This window comes from Pseudomonas sp. TE3644, from assembly GCF_056278815.1.
In genome coordinates this window covers 6079753-6094384 of record NZ_JBWBQF010000001.1, presented here as the reverse complement: position 1 = coordinate 6094384, position 14632 = coordinate 6079753, and the positions used below count along the sequence as shown (strand labels likewise).

Genomic DNA, 14632 nt, shown 5'->3' with positions numbered 1-14632 from the left:
GAGGAGGGCTCCTTGCGGTGTGATTGTCGGAGCGAGTCTAGGGCGTGTCGGGGATTGATTTACTAAGATGTACTTAGGTGCAGCGCCAATGGGCCAAGGTCACCTAGGCTTGAGATTATCGCGGTTACAGATATCTGTTTGACAGATATCTGAATCCGCGATAATTTGCCTGTTATGTAGGGACGCCAAAGACCAAGAATTATGCGAGTGATAGCGAAACCGACGGTTGCCCGAGCTGTGGAGGAGCACAGTCAATGGAAAGCCGCATTGAGTCTGTGGCTCACCACCTTCGACAGGCCCACCCTGCGCTTTGAGTCTTTTGAACAGCTACGAAAGGTCTGGGCTGCCGCTTCTGGATGGAACGTCGATCGAGTCCCCCACTCCAAGCTGAGGCATGCCAGCCTAAAAGGGCCTCTTGATATATATGTGTTTGATATCAAGAAAAATGAGTGCCGGATTATTTCGTGGATTAACACGCGTAATGGCACAATTTATATCAAAGACATTCTTTCACATGCCGCGTACGATAAATGGTGCAAAAGTGATGTCAAGTCGTAGGTCAAAGTGGCCTGCCTTTTATGTATGATGCAATTATAGGTGATGAAATGAAGCGTGATAAAGTCGAAGCCACTGGACTGGATTCCTTCATAGCCAATATTTCACCCATGCTGGATGGTCTGAATGATCAGATAGCTACAATGTCCCAGTTGTTATCTGCATGTCACGATCCAATTGAAAGTGATGACGACTTGAAGGGGCGGATGGCGCTGATTGATGAACTCTACTCTCATGCAGATAGTGAGGCCCACGCAGCGGCGCGCTTTGCGGAGCTGGTTGCTGATCGTGTATATGAGTATGAGACTGCTACTGTGTTGATTCCTTATGCCTCTCAGTCGGAAGCACTCGCTTTTCTGATCTCGGATAGGGGGATCAAGCAGAAGGATTTATCTGATGTTGCAACTCAAAGCGCAGTTTCCGAGATTTTGAACAATAAAAGAAAAATGACGGTTGCTCAGATAAAGGGATTTTCGGAATTTTTTAAGGTTCCGGTTGAGTTTTTTATGCATGGGGTGGTTTGAGTTCGGTCGGTCGGGAATTGGGTAGGTGGTACCGATCAGTGGAGGCAGTTTTGTGTAAAAACAACCTTTAGCAGGCTTGCCCAAACGTGGCTTCCACCTCTTTGAAACGATAATCGTCATTACAACGAGATCCATGCCCGTGGCATCTATCAATATCCGGATCGACGACGACCTGAAAGCGCGTGCTTACTGCGAGCTGGAAAAACTGGGCGTCACCCCTTCTGAGCGGGTGCGCCAAGTCTTGCAGTACGTAGCAGAGCGTGGCGAGCTACCGTTCAAGCCAGTCCTGGTGACCGAGGACGATGAGCCTTTGGTCGCGACCGTGCGCGAGCGGCTGGCTAACCCCCAGCGGATCAAGGTTTCGTTAAATAGCCTATAGCCCCGAGTTCGATGCGCGTGCAGTAAAGGAGTGGCAAAAATTGAGCAAGGCACTAAAACGCTATGGCGGCACCAGGAGTCAAAAAATAATGTAAGTGTTTGATTTTTTTATATTAATTTATCTAGCTTTCGCTGGCGTACCCCTAAGACTATCCTTTTGCTTTTTTTCGGGCTGACGCCCGTCTTTAAAAAAGAGTGGCAGAGCGCCTCGTGCGGAGGCTGATGTATTGAGCCTGCCTGGACATAATGATGGCGAATTAGTACTGTTAGCTTATGTAGCTTAGGACGGCAATTCTTCAGGGGGGAACGAATTGGTTATTTTTGTTGGTGGGATTCATGGAGTGGGCAAAACCACGTTTTGCCAACAGCTTGCCACTCAAGTCGCGATGAAACATCGGACAGTAAGCGATATAATAAAAGAAGAGTTGGTTACACACGAACTTGATAGTACTAAAAGAGCCGGTGATATAGATAGCAATCAACGTGCATTGATTAGCTGGCTTAATAAAAACAAAGGGAGTGATCGATTAATATTCGATGGTCATTTTACTTTGCTGAATAAGGATCACGGTATTTATAGGGTCGAATTTGACGTTTTCGAGAAAATAAGGCCTCGCGGGTTGATTTGTCTCGAGGCTCCTACTGATTTGATTCAGGCTCGCCTGGAGCAAAGAGACGGCCAGATTTGGTCGACTGAATTAATCCAAAATATGGCAGATGCTGAACGAGTCTGGGCTGAAACTGTAGGGAAGAACCTTGATATACCTATCTGCGTTCTCTCCAGCTTTGATGTGTTGTCAGCTAAGCGCTTTGTAAATGAACTTATGGAATAGTTTAGAATGGCAAGCAGTACTTTCAACAGTCTAAAATATGATGTTTTTTCTAGCGCCGAGTTGAGTGAGGAGTTTTTTGACTCGTTAAAAAATGATTATGCCGGCTTTCCTGGGTGGTACGCGAAAAAAATCGCGGCAGGGGATAAAGCGTACACATTTAGAGGGTCTAAGCGGCGCCTGGATGGATTTCTTTATTTAAAGAGCGAAGACGAATCTGAGGGAATTGAGCCTGCTTTACCCGCAGGAAAGCGGTTAAAGATAGGCACGTTGAAAATTAATGCGCATGGCACTAGGCTTGGTGAGCGATTTATAAAGAAAATTTTTGATCATGCCATCAGTGAAAAAGTTGAATTTATCTATGTAACTGTTTTTCCAAAGCATCAGTCACTGATTGAATTACTCTTACGCTATGGTTTTGAGCTTCACGGCTTTAAAGATTCGGTCGATGGTCGTGAAGAGGTATTTGTTAAAAAATTGACTCCGTTGGTTGGCGATCCGGTCAAGGATTTTCCAAAGGTTGAGCTAAAAGACAAAAGATATTTCTTGCTCGCGATATATCCAGAGTATCATTCTTCGTTTCTGCCGGAATCAATACTAAAGAATGAAAGTCATGATATCTTGGAAGACGTTTCTCATACAAACAGTATTCATAAAACATATATATCCGGCATTGCTCGTGCTAAACAGATGCGTCCGGGCGATGTTATAGTTATCTACCGCACTACAGACCGGCCAGGACAAGCAAGGTTTCGGTCAGTGGCTTCTTCAATTGTAGTTGTGGAAGAGGTTCGCCAAATTAAAACATTCAACACTGAAAGTGAGTTTGTAAAATATACAAAGCCCTATAGTGTTTTTACCAAGGAAGAACTCAAAGAGTATTTTACTAATAGAAAGAAATACTATATAATAAAATTTACCTACAATGCAGCGCTCACGACGCGTATCATTAGAGGTAGACTCATCGATGAATGTGGTATTAGCGCACCTCGATGGGATTTAATCGGTCTAACAGAAGACCAAGTTCGGTGGATTGCAGATTTCGGGGGCGTTAATGAAGGTCTTATTGTCGATTAAGCCCGAGTATGCATCTAAAATTCTCAGCGGTGAGAAACGCTTTGAATTTAGGAAGGTCGGCTTTTCCAATCCGGCTGTTCACACAGTTGTTATTTATGCCACTAAACCAGTTGGCAAAATTGTTGGTGAGTTCGAAGTTACTAATATTTATCAGGATTCTCCTAGTAAAATTTGGGAACAGACCAAAGCATTTGCTGGGATCAATAAAAAATTTTTCGACTCTTATTATGAGGGGCGGACCAAAGCTGTCGCTATCGCGGTCGGGCGGGTTGTAGCTTACGATATACCTTTTGACTTAAAAGAATTAGACGGGCCCAAAAGTCCGCCTCAGTCATTTTGTTATATTGGATCGCCTGACCGTCAAGTATCGTTAGAATTGTCATGAGCGTTATGGTTTGTAGAAAAACCTCTACCGAATGGTGGCGAAATGATTGAATCGTTAGAGTTTCCGCGCTTAATAGATCGTGAGTATCTAAACTCAAACTCGGATGCAATCATTACGCTGTTGCCAAAGGTTTTTCAGCACCTATCAGAGCTATCTGGGTATTATCCAGCTTTTGATGAGTGGCTCAGTAAAAAAGTTTTCCCGGGATTGATCACCGGTGAGCGAAGCATTATTTTGGAATATCGCCGTCATGATTTGTCGGGTTTGGCAATTGTTAAGAATGATGGGGTTGAGCAGAAGCTATGCTGCTTAAGAGTCTTGCCCCCTTATCAGGGAACAGGTGTCGGCTTAAAACTTTTTGAGCGTTCGTTCGATGTTCTGAATAACGAGTCCCCGTTATTGTCTATTGCGGAAGAGCAATTAGCAGTGTTTCGGAAACTTTTTAATTACTATGGCTTTGAAATTGCTAAGATCTATCCTGATTATTACAGGCCCTGCAAGGCAGAGCTTAGCTTTAACGGGTTGATTGAACAGAGTTCGACTCTATTGCAAGATAACCTAATTCAAAATCAGCCGAATAGTCTTAAAGTTGCTGTTCGCTAGCGTTTTTTAAGACTATGAGCGCTTTTTCCTGCCAAATAAGTTTCGAGCTTTCCTAGTCAGCAGTTTCCATAGTGGCTCCGCAACCATCAAAGCTACGCCCGCAGATGTTAAGACGAGTATTTTGAGCGCGGGATCTCTGCAGGTGGCCGTCGAGTAGCCAATCACACAGGTTGGGATTACCTCCCAAACACCGTTACCTGTAGCCCCGAAGATAATACCCAGTAGTATAAATCGAATTATCAGGCCGATGCCGGACTTGGTTTTAGAGAAGCGGCCTAGGACAATTAAGTCTTTAACGCCATTTTCATTGCTTGCAGTCCATTGATGCCCTAAGTAGTTGCTGACGCTATTTTCTTCGGAGATTCTTTCTCTGTGGTCTAGTCTTATATATTCATTCCATACATCTTCATCCATTAAGGATCTGTAGCCCATATAAGTTTTTCCTTGGGATGAGCAGTCCTCGCTTCGGTCAGTTGTTAAGAAACAGTGTATTCTTTCGAATTGAGGAAACTCTACGGTTTCGCTACCACTTAAAAGTTCCTCGGGTACGCCACGGCGAACATTAATTCGAAAGTCAATAATTCTTGTTACAGTTCTTGAACTTATAATTGTTCGGTCTTTCTGTTCAAACGTACTGGTGTACATTTTTTCGGGCACGTTGCGAATTCTAAATCTAACGTATGCAGAAATTCTTTTATCTTTACTGAGTGTCTCGGGGTGTGGGCGCGGGATCTCCACCATTAAGCGGGTTGAAGTAGCTCCGTTGCTTAGGTGCACATACTCAATCTTAAAAAGTTCAGAGTTTAATCTAAGCAAAGAAAACGGTTTTTCATCTTTTCCATCCTTGCGAAAACTTATATTTGCAAAGTTGCCCTCGGCAAAGCCATCGTAGTGAACTACTTCATTAAATATTGCTGCGACGCTTTTTTCGCCATTCAATTTTGCGCCCAGATCACTAAGATCTCTTTTGTTGACTTCCCAAGGCAGGTCAACTTGCACAAAGCCTGTATGGTCGCGGCTTGATATCATTACACCGATATCCATGAAAGGGCTGCTTGTGTTATCCCCTATTTCCCAAATGTTTATATGTAATTCATCTTTTCGTTTCTTTTCGTTTAGCGGCCTGTCTTGGGGTGTTTGATCTTTCTCTAATGCCTCTGCGCACTTTGCACAAACTTTTGGGGAGTCTGTTTCCCCCGCGTTCAGTTCCTTGTCAGAATCTTCTTTTTTAGGTTCGCGAGATGCCTCGGCCTCGGGGAGTACCTTGTCCACCGAATGATATTGACAAATCCCTTGCTGAGGGGGACGGTATCGTACGATTATTCCCGAAAATGGTGGTCGCATAGCGCGCTCCTTACCCAAGTGCATCAGCATTTTGGGGCGGGATTTGACGTATGTCAATCGGCTATCATTTGTTTCTTCTCTGGCAGGGGGGCTTATGCGCGAAAAGCTTAATTTAGCTTTTTAAGAGATTTTTGCGGCTCTATTTATGCTAGATCAAGTAGCAAAAATAAAATTCTCTCTCTTTTTTGTTCGGCTAAGTATGTTTATGGTTTTATTAATTTTTAATTATTTTTTTGGTCGTAAGTTGGTTTTTTCCAAGTCGGGATTTTATTAGCTTAACAGTCAAATAGTAATAGTAGCGGGTTGGTTCTGAACAGCCTTCTAAGTGTTTTGTGAGAAACCAGCGTAAGTGTTTATCCTTCCAGCGCCATGGATTTTCAAGCCTCCAGCGACAGGCTATAGTCGACTGTATAACCTTAGCTTGGCGTATGTGACGTTCGCGTGTGGCATGTGCTCCAGTCAGCACCCCAGCCAAGAAGATCTCCATATCGAATGGTTTATTCATACCCAACCACCGATGTACGCCGATACCACGTCGATTCGACCATGTCCCAGCTCATAGCTGATTTGTAAGCGTGCCTCTCGATCAAGGCGTGGATCGAGGCGCCTGCACCTGCCACCGTTGATGGGTGCTAGGTGATGGGTGATCTGCTCATAGCGTTCGCACGCATAGGCCGCGCGCAGTTCATGGAAGCCTTTGAGGTTGTGCGTATGGAGAATATCTCGGGCGGGCCGGACGATCTCCCGTTGGAAATCGAGGTAGCTCTCGTTCGGTACCAGTAGGTTGCGGCTACCGTCGGGTGAGATCTGTTCGGCGTAACTGAGTGCTTCGCGAATATGGTCATCCACCGTGATCCAACGAGGCGCGGTTGCGCCGCCGCGGCCACCTTTGGTGCCGTCCTGGATGTTGATCTTATCGTAGTGTTCGGCTTCATACTTGAGTCGCGATAGGTCGGCCAGAATCGCTTCGCGCAGGCGCATGCCAGTGGCGCGTGCCAGTTGTGCGATGGCGGCAGCACGCGGATGCTCTTCGCGGAGCGCTTCGACGATGCGCATCACGTATTCGTGATCTTGGCCCTGAGGATTTGTCGTGCGCACAGTGGTGCGCTGCGCTCCCAAAGCATTGCTCGGACTTGGCAATTTCACATACTGATCACCGCGAAGCGCTGCCATGGTCCTGTTAACGCTGGACAGGCGGTTTTGAGCGGTGCTGACGGCGAGATCACCGCGCTTAACTATGTCGCGCAGATACGCCGCGTAGTCGGCCAATACCTTTCGATCAATCTGCCGCGCATCATTGATACCTGGCCCTTGTTCGGAGCGGCACCACTTCACGAATGCCTGCCATCGATCACAGTGTGCTTTGACCGTTCCGTAGTGGCCACCGCCAAACATGTCTTTCAGCGCCTGCGGTCCTGCGTAGCTCAATTGCCTGCCGTAGCCGAAATTGCGGCCATTGCGTATGCCCACCAATGCCATGTCGAATCACCTCATCGTTCGCTCTCCGATCCTCGCCCCACGTCATCCCGCCAAGAATGTTGAGTGTTATCAGGGATCAAGGCCCCTGCGACCTGTGGGGAATGTCCTCTTCGCGGGACTGGCGGCTCCTTACGTCCGGGAGCAAGGGCATCTCATGATCTGGCCTCCTGAACACCGTTACCGGTGGGCGGGTGGAGGCTGCATTGGCTGACGAGACCAATGCCGCGAGATCCTGAGCCATGTGCAAGCAGCAATGCGATGACCGGGGCATACCTGACTGTCAGTCAGGTGCAGTCCATTCCTTAGTCTGCGGCACCATCATCTACATCGCTGTTGCTGGTGACATCGGCGTTTGTCACGCCGATTGTCGCGAGGGGAATTGCCGCAAAGCCATGTGCGATCAGGGCTGCAGCAGTTCTAGAAGTGCCCGTCTCTTTCCAGAAGAAAGAGACGGGCACAGGTTGGCGCAATAGCCGGCCAAGCGGATAGGTTGCTGCAGGGCAGCGAGGTACGGTCTGTCTGGCGCACGAGGGCCATATGTGTCAGAGCATCCATCACATGGGTAGTGACCGGGCGAGCTGCCGGATGCGAATCGCCATTGGGGAGAACCACCGCGGGAGCGGCGTGACCTTTAAGGTTCGGGTCACCTGGGGTGCTGTCATCGACAGCGCTTGCAACTCCCGGTCTACGCCTGTGGACAATATTCGTCAAGCAAAGCGATTTCAGGGATTTAGCGCCTGTGGATAAAACTATCCCCCGGTGGACATCTGTGGTTTTCAACAAACGTATGCTGTGCCAGCAGTTTTTTTTCTTAGGTATGGTCCTTTCAAACGGGGCGGCTTTGCAGCCCCGTTTGAAAGGACCCGCGCGGAGGAGCTTCATGCGGTGCTGTGGGTAACTTCACAGCGAGTTGAGGTGGTGGTGCGGCGGGTTACTCGGTCCTCTTGGCACTGCGCAGGCGCGTGACGTTCTCGCCCGTCTGCTTGGCAAACTTATGCGGCGTTACATGGTCCTCGCGGTTCGCCTCTAGAAACCGGCTCCACCAGGTCATGATCATCCGGCGCTCTTCGAGGAACTCGGCCTTGTGGGTATAAGCGGCCCGCACGTTGTTGCGTTCCTTGTGGCTCATCTGCCGCTCGATAGCCGTCTCCGACCACAGCCCGGACTCGACCAGCGCACTGCACGCCATGGCTCGGAACCCGTGGCCGCAGATATCCACCTTGGTGTCGTAGCCCATCGTCCTGAGCGCGGCATTCACCGTGTTCTCGGACATCGGTTTCCACGGCTTGGCATCGCCAGCAAACACCAGTTCGAACTTGCCGGTGATCGCGTGGATCTGCTCAAGCAAGGCCACTGCCTGCGGCGATAAGGGTACAACGTGGATGTCACCGGCCATCTTCGTGCCCCTTGTGGAAAAGGGCACGCCGTCCAGCGCCGGGCGGGTGTCGGGGATCTCCCAGATTCCGCGCTTGAGGTCGAACTCGTTCCAGCGGGCGAAGCGCAGTTCGCTGGAGCGTACGAATACATGCAAGGACAGCATCACCGTGAGGCGCGTGAGCGGGCGACCTCTGTAGTCCTCAATGCACGCCAGTAGCTCTGGCAGCCGCGATAAGGGTAGTGCGGGTCGGTGAGTCACCCGTGGTGTCTTGATCGAGCCATCGAGGTCGTGAGCCGGGTTCGCCGTGATCAGTCGCAGCCGTTTGGCTTCACGCATGATGCTTTGCAGGTAGTTCTTGATCCTGAGCGCAACGTCGATGGTGCCGCGCTTCGTCACGGCTTCCAGTGGTTGCATGAGGTCGTGGGTGTCCAACTCAACAATTGCTCTGGCACCTAGCAAAGGGAATACGTGAGTTCTCAATCGGCTGAGCACTGTCTTGGCGTGGCCGGGCGCCCACTTGGGCACCATGCTGGCGTGCCAGTCGAGCGCAACGCTTTCGAAGGTGCGGCCGTTGATCACGGCTTGGGTCTTGGTTTGCTGCTTGTACTGGATGGGGTCTATGCCGTTGGCGAGCTGCTGCTTGATCTCGAAGCGCTTGCGGCGTGCGTCGCCCAGCCCGACCACCGGGTAGCTGCCGAGGGCGGTCAGGCCTTCGCGGCCATCGGGTTTCACGTACCTGAGCCGCCAGCCTTTGCGGCCGTTGGGTTGCACAAGGAGGTAGAGACCGTCGCCGTCGAATAGCTTGTACTCGCGCTCTCTGGGCTTTGCCGTGCGACAGGTGGTGTCTGTAAGCGGGGCAGTGGTGCGGGCCATAAGGGTAGTCTCCGATATCGAAACGGACCTCTATCCTTAAAACTACCCTTATTAGCACTGGCTACCCTCGGAATCCGACGGAACGCCAAAACGAAAAAACCCGCCAGAAGGCGGGTTTTTCAAGGGTTCCAGAGATTTTGAAAGCCTTCTCTGGAACCTCAAATGGTGCCGGCACCAGGAATCGAACCCGGGACCTACTGATTACAAGTCAGTTGCTCTACCATCTGAGCTATACCGGCATGTGAGGGCGCTGATTATAGCGACTCATCGCCCCGAGTAAACCCCCAATTTGCACTATTTTATTACCAGCGCCGCCCACCCCCAAAAACGCTTATGCACAATATCCCGGTGAACAGACCAAAGGCCGCCCCCCGCGGCGACGATTTTGCAGCGTTTGCGCAAATGGCTGTTTTTGCAGCCAAATAAATGATGAACAAAAAATGACCAAGCCTTATTAGCGCATGGATCCAGCGATTTTCTTAGCTTGCTGGCAATACTACCCACAGAGTTATCCACAGGTTGTGTTCTAGTTTTGAAACGCTTTTGGGCGTTCTGCCAGCACCATGAGGTTGCGAGGGGTGAGGGCGGTTGTGCAGAAAAGTCCCAGTCGTACCTGGTAGCCGTTTTCCTGCAGATAAAGTGCGCGGTCCAGTACCAGCCAGAGCTCCAGAGGGCGGCGGAACAGGTTGCGAACCAGTTCCAGGTTGCGGACGTGCGCCAGGCGCTGCCAGCCAGCGGCTTCGGCAGCGGACCAATCGGTCGCGCTAGCTAGTTCCAAGCCTTTTAAAGCCGCCAGATCAGTGCAGTACTCGGCAAAGGTTTTCCCCAACCAAGCGGCAGGCAACGAAGGTGTGGGCAAATATTCATCCACACCCCGCGCCGACCGTTGCAGCAGATCAAACCCCAACCGCCACGCCATCGACTGATCCCGCTGCCGTCGCACCCGCGCACCGGCAGTAACTGTCTCGCTCAACGGCAGTCCCAGATCGTCCCGGCTCAGGCGCAAAAAAGAAGCCGCAGCGGCCCGTGACAGCGGCTGGTACTGCGTGCTCTGGGTGCGGTTGTAGCAGCAAGGTGCGATGGCCAGTTGTGAGCTGGCCAGAAGCACAGAGCGCTTCAGCAATTGCACGTGCAGATCCCCGCAGGCATGCAGCGCGACAGCAGCTTTATCCACAGGCAAGCAGCAGTCGCTGGCCATCACGTCTTGCAGGCGGTGTTCGGCGTTCAGGCCGTGGTGCTGGCTCAAGGTGTGGCCGGCTTCTACCAGGGCGGGGTCGTACTCGTAGCAGGTCAATTGCTGCCCAGGTTGCAACAGGCGGCGGCCGAGGTGGCCCTTGCCTGCGCACCAGTCCAGCCAGCCGGTGACGGGGTGCTGGAAGGTAAGGGCATCGGCGAAGGCTTCGATCTGCTGCCATTTGCGCCCGGGCACGTCGACGTTGAGGCGTGGGTGGCAGGGTTGCAGGGCGCCTTTGGATAACGGGGGTACTTCGCTGAGTGCCATAGCCTGGGCGGCCAGCGCAGGGTAGGGCGCCGGGGCGGTCAGCAGTTCGGGGTGGTTGTGTTCGGCTTCGGCCTGGTCGAGGGTGCGGGTGCGTAGCCAGGTGGCCAGGTCGGGGTAGGCGGTTTCCCACGGCAGGGTGAGGTGGGTGAAGGGTTTGGGGCGCCAGAGGGGCTGGTGGGCCAGCAGGAAGGCGTCCAGGGCTTGGAAGCGGGCCAGGAGGGTTTCGGGGGCTAGGCTCATGGACAGTTCCGGGTGGGGATGTTCGGTGAGGCTTGGGGCCAGCGCAGCCTGCGGCAGCGGCTACGGGTTGTGGTGGTGTCGGCTGGCCTCATCGCGGCCAAGGCCGGCTCCTACCCCGAATCTGTGTAGGAGCCGACTTTACGCGGTGCTGCGTCAGCGGCCTTGGCAGGCGTCTACCCGCAACCAGCGCTCCAGCACCTTGAAGCCTTGCACCAACACGAACGAGATCAGTAGGTACAGTACGCCGGCCGCGAAGAAGATTTCCACCGGCAGGTAGGTGCGCGCGATGATGGTCCGCGCCATGCCGGTCAGGTCCAGCAGGGTGACGGTGCTGGCCAGGGCGCTGGCCTTGAGCATCAGGATCACTTCGTTGCTGTAGGCCGGCAGGCCGATGCGTACGGCCCGCGGCAGGATGATGTACAGCAGGGCTTTGCTGCGCGACATGCCCAGGGCGCGCGCTGCTTCGATTTCGCCCTTGGGGATGGCCTGGATGGCGCCCCGCAGGATTTCGGCGATGTAGGCGGCGGTGTGCAGGGTCATGGTGGCGGCGGCGCACCAGAAGGGGTCGCGCAGGTAGGGCCACAGGAAGCTGTGGCGCACGGCGTCGAATTGGGCGGCGCCGTAGTACACCAGGAACAGTTGCACCAGCAGCGGGGTGCCGCGGAAGAAGAAGATGTAGCCGTAGGGCACTGCGCTGACGTACCACTTGCGCGAGCTGCGGGCGATGCCCAGCGGCACGGCCAGGATCAGGCCGGCGAGCACGGCGATGGCCACCAGCTCCAGGGTCACGGTGGCGCCCTGGGTGAGCTTGGGCAGCCACTTGATGATTACTTCCCAGTTCATTGCGCGGCCCTCGTGAAGCCGCGTGCGGCGTACTTTTCCATGTAATGCATGCCGATCATGGCCAGTACCGTGAGGCTCAGGTACATGACGGCGGCCACCATGTAGAAGTTGAAGGCCAGCTTGGTGTCGGTGACGGCGTTTTGCGCGTTGCGCATGATTTCTTCAAGGCCGATGACGGAGACCAGGGCGGTGTCTTTCATCAGGATCATGAACAGGTTGCCCAGGCCCGGCAGGGCGATGCGCCACATCTGCGGCAGGATCAGCCGGGTGAAGATGCGCACCTTGGACAGGCCCAGGGCCTGGCCGGCTTCGCGGTGGCCTTTGGGGATGGCCAGGATCGCGCCGCGGAAGACTTCCGTGGCGTACGAGCCAAAGCACAGGCCCAGGGCGATGACGCCGGCGGCGAAGGGGCTCAGGGTGAGGTCGGGCATGCCGAACCAGGACCCCAGCGCGGCCATCATGTTGACGGTGCCGAAGTACAGCAGCAGTACCCACAGCAGCTCGGGCACGCCGCGCACGATGGTGGAATAGGTGCCGCCCAGCGCTTGCAGCGCCTTGTACGGCGAGGTCTTGGCCAATGCGCCGAGCAGGCCCAGGACCAGGCCCAGGCACAGGGCCGACAGCGCGAGTTTGACAGTCATCAGCGCGCCAGCCGCCAGGGCCGGGCCGAATCCGTGGAGATCAATGTTCATGGGCAGGCTTTATTGAGGACCAGCCGCCGCGCACGGGGCGCGGCGGCAGTCGGGCAGGTCATTCGATGCTGAACGGGAAGTACTTGTCGTTGATCTTCTTGTAGGTGCCGTCGGCCTTGATTTCTTTCAGGGCGGCGTTCAGCTTCTCGCGCAGGGCGTCGCCCTTGCGCACGGCGATGCCGATCTTGTCGCTTTGCTCAACCGGCTCGCCTTTGAACTCGTAGTCTTTGCCGGCTGCCGATTTCAGCCACTCGTAGTTGGCGTACTTGTCGGCCAGGATGCCGTCCAGACGGCCCGAGGTCAGGTCCAGGTAGGCGTTTTCCTGGGTGTCGTACAGTTTGACCTGCACGTCCGGCATGTTGTCTTCCAGCCAGGTGCCCGACAGGGTGGAGCGCTGGGTGCCGATGATCTTGTCTTTCAGCGCGTCCTTGTCCACTTTGAAGTCGACGTTCTTGGCGGCGATGAACTGCAGTTTGTTGGTGTAGTACGGGTCGGTGAAGTCGACGGCCTGCTTGCGTTCGTCGGTGATGGACATGGACGAGATCAGGAAATCGAATTTCTTGGCGTTCAGGGCCGGGATGATGCCGTCCCAGTCGGAGGTGACGATTTCACACTCCACTTTCATCTTGGCGCACAGGGCCTTGCCCACGTCAGCGTCGAAGCCTACGACGTTGCCGCTGGCGTCTTTGCTGTTGAACGGAGGGTAGGCGGCTTCGATGCCCATCTTCAGCCCGTCCGCCATCACGGTGGCGCTCATCGCCAGGCTGGCGGCAGCGGCCAGGATCAGTTTTTTGTAAGTCTGCATGCGTGATGCTCCGTTAACGGTTGCTGGACATGAATTGTTTGCAGCGTGCCGACACTGGGTTGTCGAATACTTGATCAGGTGTGCCTTGTTCTTCCACCAGGCCCTGGTGCAGGAACACCACTTCGCTGGACACCTGACGCGCAAAGCCCATCTCGTGGGTCACCAGCAGCATGGTACGGCCTTCTTCGGCCAGGTTGCGGATAACTGTCAGCACTTCCTGGACCATTTCCGGATCGAGGGCCGAGGTGGGCTCGTCGAACAGGATCACTTTAGGCTGCATGGCCAACGTACGCGCGATGGCCGCGCGCTGCTGCTGCCCGCCGGACAGCTGATTGGGGTACACGTGGCGCTTGTCGGCGATGCCGACCTTGGCCAGCAGGGCTTCGGCCACTTCGATGGCTTCGGCCTTGCTTTGGCCCAGTACGCGGCGCGGTGCCTCGATGATGTTGTCGAGCACGGTCATGTGCGGCCAGAGGTTGAAGTTCTGGAACACGAAGCCGATTTCGCTGCGCATGCGGTTGATCTGGCGGTTGTCGGCAGCCACCAGTTCGCCATTGCGGGCGGCCTTGAGCTTGAGCTCTTCGCCGGCCACGAAAATCTGCCCCTGGTGCGGGTTTTCCAGCAGGTTGGTGCAGCGCAGCAGGGTCGACTTGCCCGAGCCGGACGAACCCAGGATCGAGATCACGGCGCCTTCCTGGGCGCTCAGCGAAACGCCCTTGAGCACCTCAAGCTGTCCGTAACGTTTGTGCAGGTTGCGGATTTCCAGCGCGGGCGTGGCCTGGGCCATGTGCGGTCCTCATCTATACGGTTGCGTTCCCGCCCAAAAGCGGTGCGCCAAACTAGCATGGCGCCGCCGATATGGCAGTGGGCACGGGCGAGGGGTGTCGCATGGCTGTAGCGGCGTGTCGCCGGCCAGGCAGTGCGGGGCCCCGCGCGCAAGCGGGTGCGCGTGAAAAAAGGCGCGATGGTGCCAGTTTTGGCCGCCAATGGAAAGTAACCATTCATTAAACCGACCGGTGTGCACAGTGCCCAGTGGCGTCCGTTGGTTGCACGTTTTTGTCGCTAAAAGCCGTGCCAGGTTGCACCTTTGGTTGCACTTAATTTGTGCATAGGTGTTACCGAAGT

General features: G+C 53.8%; 15 protein-coding genes and 1 tRNA gene. 7 read left to right on the top strand and 9 right to left on the bottom strand.

The features are described from left to right. Positions 1-201 precede the first annotated feature (201 nt). The 7 genes from ACZ9GA_RS26980 (at position 202) to ACZ9GA_RS26950 (ending at position 4352) form a co-directional block, all read left to right on the top strand. Positions 202-558, top strand: coding sequence for a type II toxin-antitoxin system HigB family toxin (locus ACZ9GA_RS26980; RefSeq protein WP_457359471.1), 357 nt, complete (start codon positions 202-204; stop codon positions 556-558). 47 nt (positions 559-605) lie between these two features. After that, positions 606-1079, top strand: coding sequence for a helix-turn-helix domain-containing protein (locus ACZ9GA_RS26975; protein ID WP_457359472.1), 474 nt, complete (start codon positions 606-608; stop codon positions 1077-1079). Between the two features lie 139 nt (positions 1080-1218). After that, the gene (locus ACZ9GA_RS26970) at positions 1219-1458 is read left to right on the top strand and encodes a type II toxin-antitoxin system RelB/DinJ family antitoxin (protein ID WP_457359474.1); all 240 of its coding nucleotides are present in this window, start codon (positions 1219-1221) and stop codon (positions 1456-1458) included. 310 nt (positions 1459-1768) lie between these two features. Then, positions 1769-2290 carry an ATP-binding protein gene (locus ACZ9GA_RS26965; RefSeq protein ID WP_457359476.1) on the top strand — a complete coding sequence of 174 codons (522 nt, stop codon included), beginning with the start codon at positions 1769-1771 and terminating at the stop codon, positions 2288-2290. A gap of 6 nt (positions 2291-2296) precedes the next feature. After that, the gene (locus tag ACZ9GA_RS26960) at positions 2297-3364 is read left to right on the top strand and encodes an N-acetyltransferase (RefSeq protein ID WP_457359478.1); all 1068 of its coding nucleotides are present in this window, start codon (positions 2297-2299) and stop codon (positions 3362-3364) included. Further along, positions 3342-3749 (top strand): ASCH domain-containing protein, encoded by a 408-nt coding sequence (locus ACZ9GA_RS26955; RefSeq protein WP_457359480.1) that lies wholly within the window; start codon positions 3342-3344, stop codon positions 3747-3749. The genes ACZ9GA_RS26960 and ACZ9GA_RS26955 overlap by 23 nt, the downstream gene beginning before the upstream one ends. Positions 3750-3791: 42 nt before the next feature. Continuing rightward, positions 3792-4352, top strand: a complete 561-nt coding sequence (locus ACZ9GA_RS26950; RefSeq protein ID WP_457359482.1) for a GNAT family N-acetyltransferase — start codon at positions 3792-3794, stop codon at positions 4350-4352. Between the two features lie 12 nt (positions 4353-4364). Here ACZ9GA_RS26950 and ACZ9GA_RS26945 read toward each other — a convergent pair whose 3' ends face one another. The 9 genes from ACZ9GA_RS26945 to ACZ9GA_RS26905 form a co-directional block, all read right to left on the bottom strand. After that, positions 4365-5696 (bottom strand): hypothetical protein, encoded by a 1332-nt coding sequence (locus ACZ9GA_RS26945; protein WP_457359484.1) that lies wholly within the window; start codon positions 5694-5696, stop codon positions 4365-4367. Positions 5697-6197: 501 nt separating this feature from the next. Then, entirely contained in the window at positions 6198-7175 is a 978-nt protein-coding gene (locus ACZ9GA_RS26940; protein ID WP_457359486.1) for an integrase domain-containing protein, read from the bottom strand. A gap of 931 nt (positions 7176-8106) precedes the next feature. Then, complete coding sequence (locus ACZ9GA_RS26935) at positions 8107-9426, bottom strand: tyrosine-type recombinase/integrase (protein ID WP_457359487.1); 1320 nt, start codon at positions 9424-9426, stop codon at positions 8107-8109. A 163-nt stretch (positions 9427-9589) separates the two neighbouring features. Next, positions 9590-9665, bottom strand: a tRNA-Thr gene (locus tag ACZ9GA_RS26930). Positions 9666-9952: 287 nt separating this feature from the next. Beyond that, positions 9953-11167 (bottom strand): methyltransferase, encoded by a 1215-nt coding sequence (locus ACZ9GA_RS26925; protein WP_457359489.1) that lies wholly within the window; start codon positions 11165-11167, stop codon positions 9953-9955. A gap of 153 nt (positions 11168-11320) precedes the next feature. Continuing rightward, on the bottom strand, positions 11321-12010 hold the full coding sequence (locus ACZ9GA_RS26920; RefSeq protein ID WP_457359491.1) for an ABC transporter permease: 690 nt from the start codon (positions 12008-12010) through the stop codon (positions 11321-11323). Beyond that, complete coding sequence (locus tag ACZ9GA_RS26915; RefSeq protein WP_027979902.1) at positions 12007-12702, bottom strand: ABC transporter permease; 696 nt, start codon at positions 12700-12702, stop codon at positions 12007-12009. Before ACZ9GA_RS26915 ends, ACZ9GA_RS26920 begins: the two co-directional genes overlap by 4 nt. Positions 12703-12760: 58 nt before the next feature. Further along, a complete protein-coding gene (locus tag ACZ9GA_RS26910; protein ID WP_457359493.1) occupies positions 12761-13507 on the bottom strand; it encodes an ABC transporter substrate-binding protein in 747 nt (248 codons plus the stop codon). Positions 13508-13520: 13 nt separating this feature from the next. Beyond that, complete coding sequence (locus ACZ9GA_RS26905; RefSeq protein WP_027979900.1) at positions 13521-14294, bottom strand: ABC transporter ATP-binding protein; 774 nt, start codon at positions 14292-14294, stop codon at positions 13521-13523. Between the last annotated feature and the right edge of the window lie 338 nt (positions 14295-14632).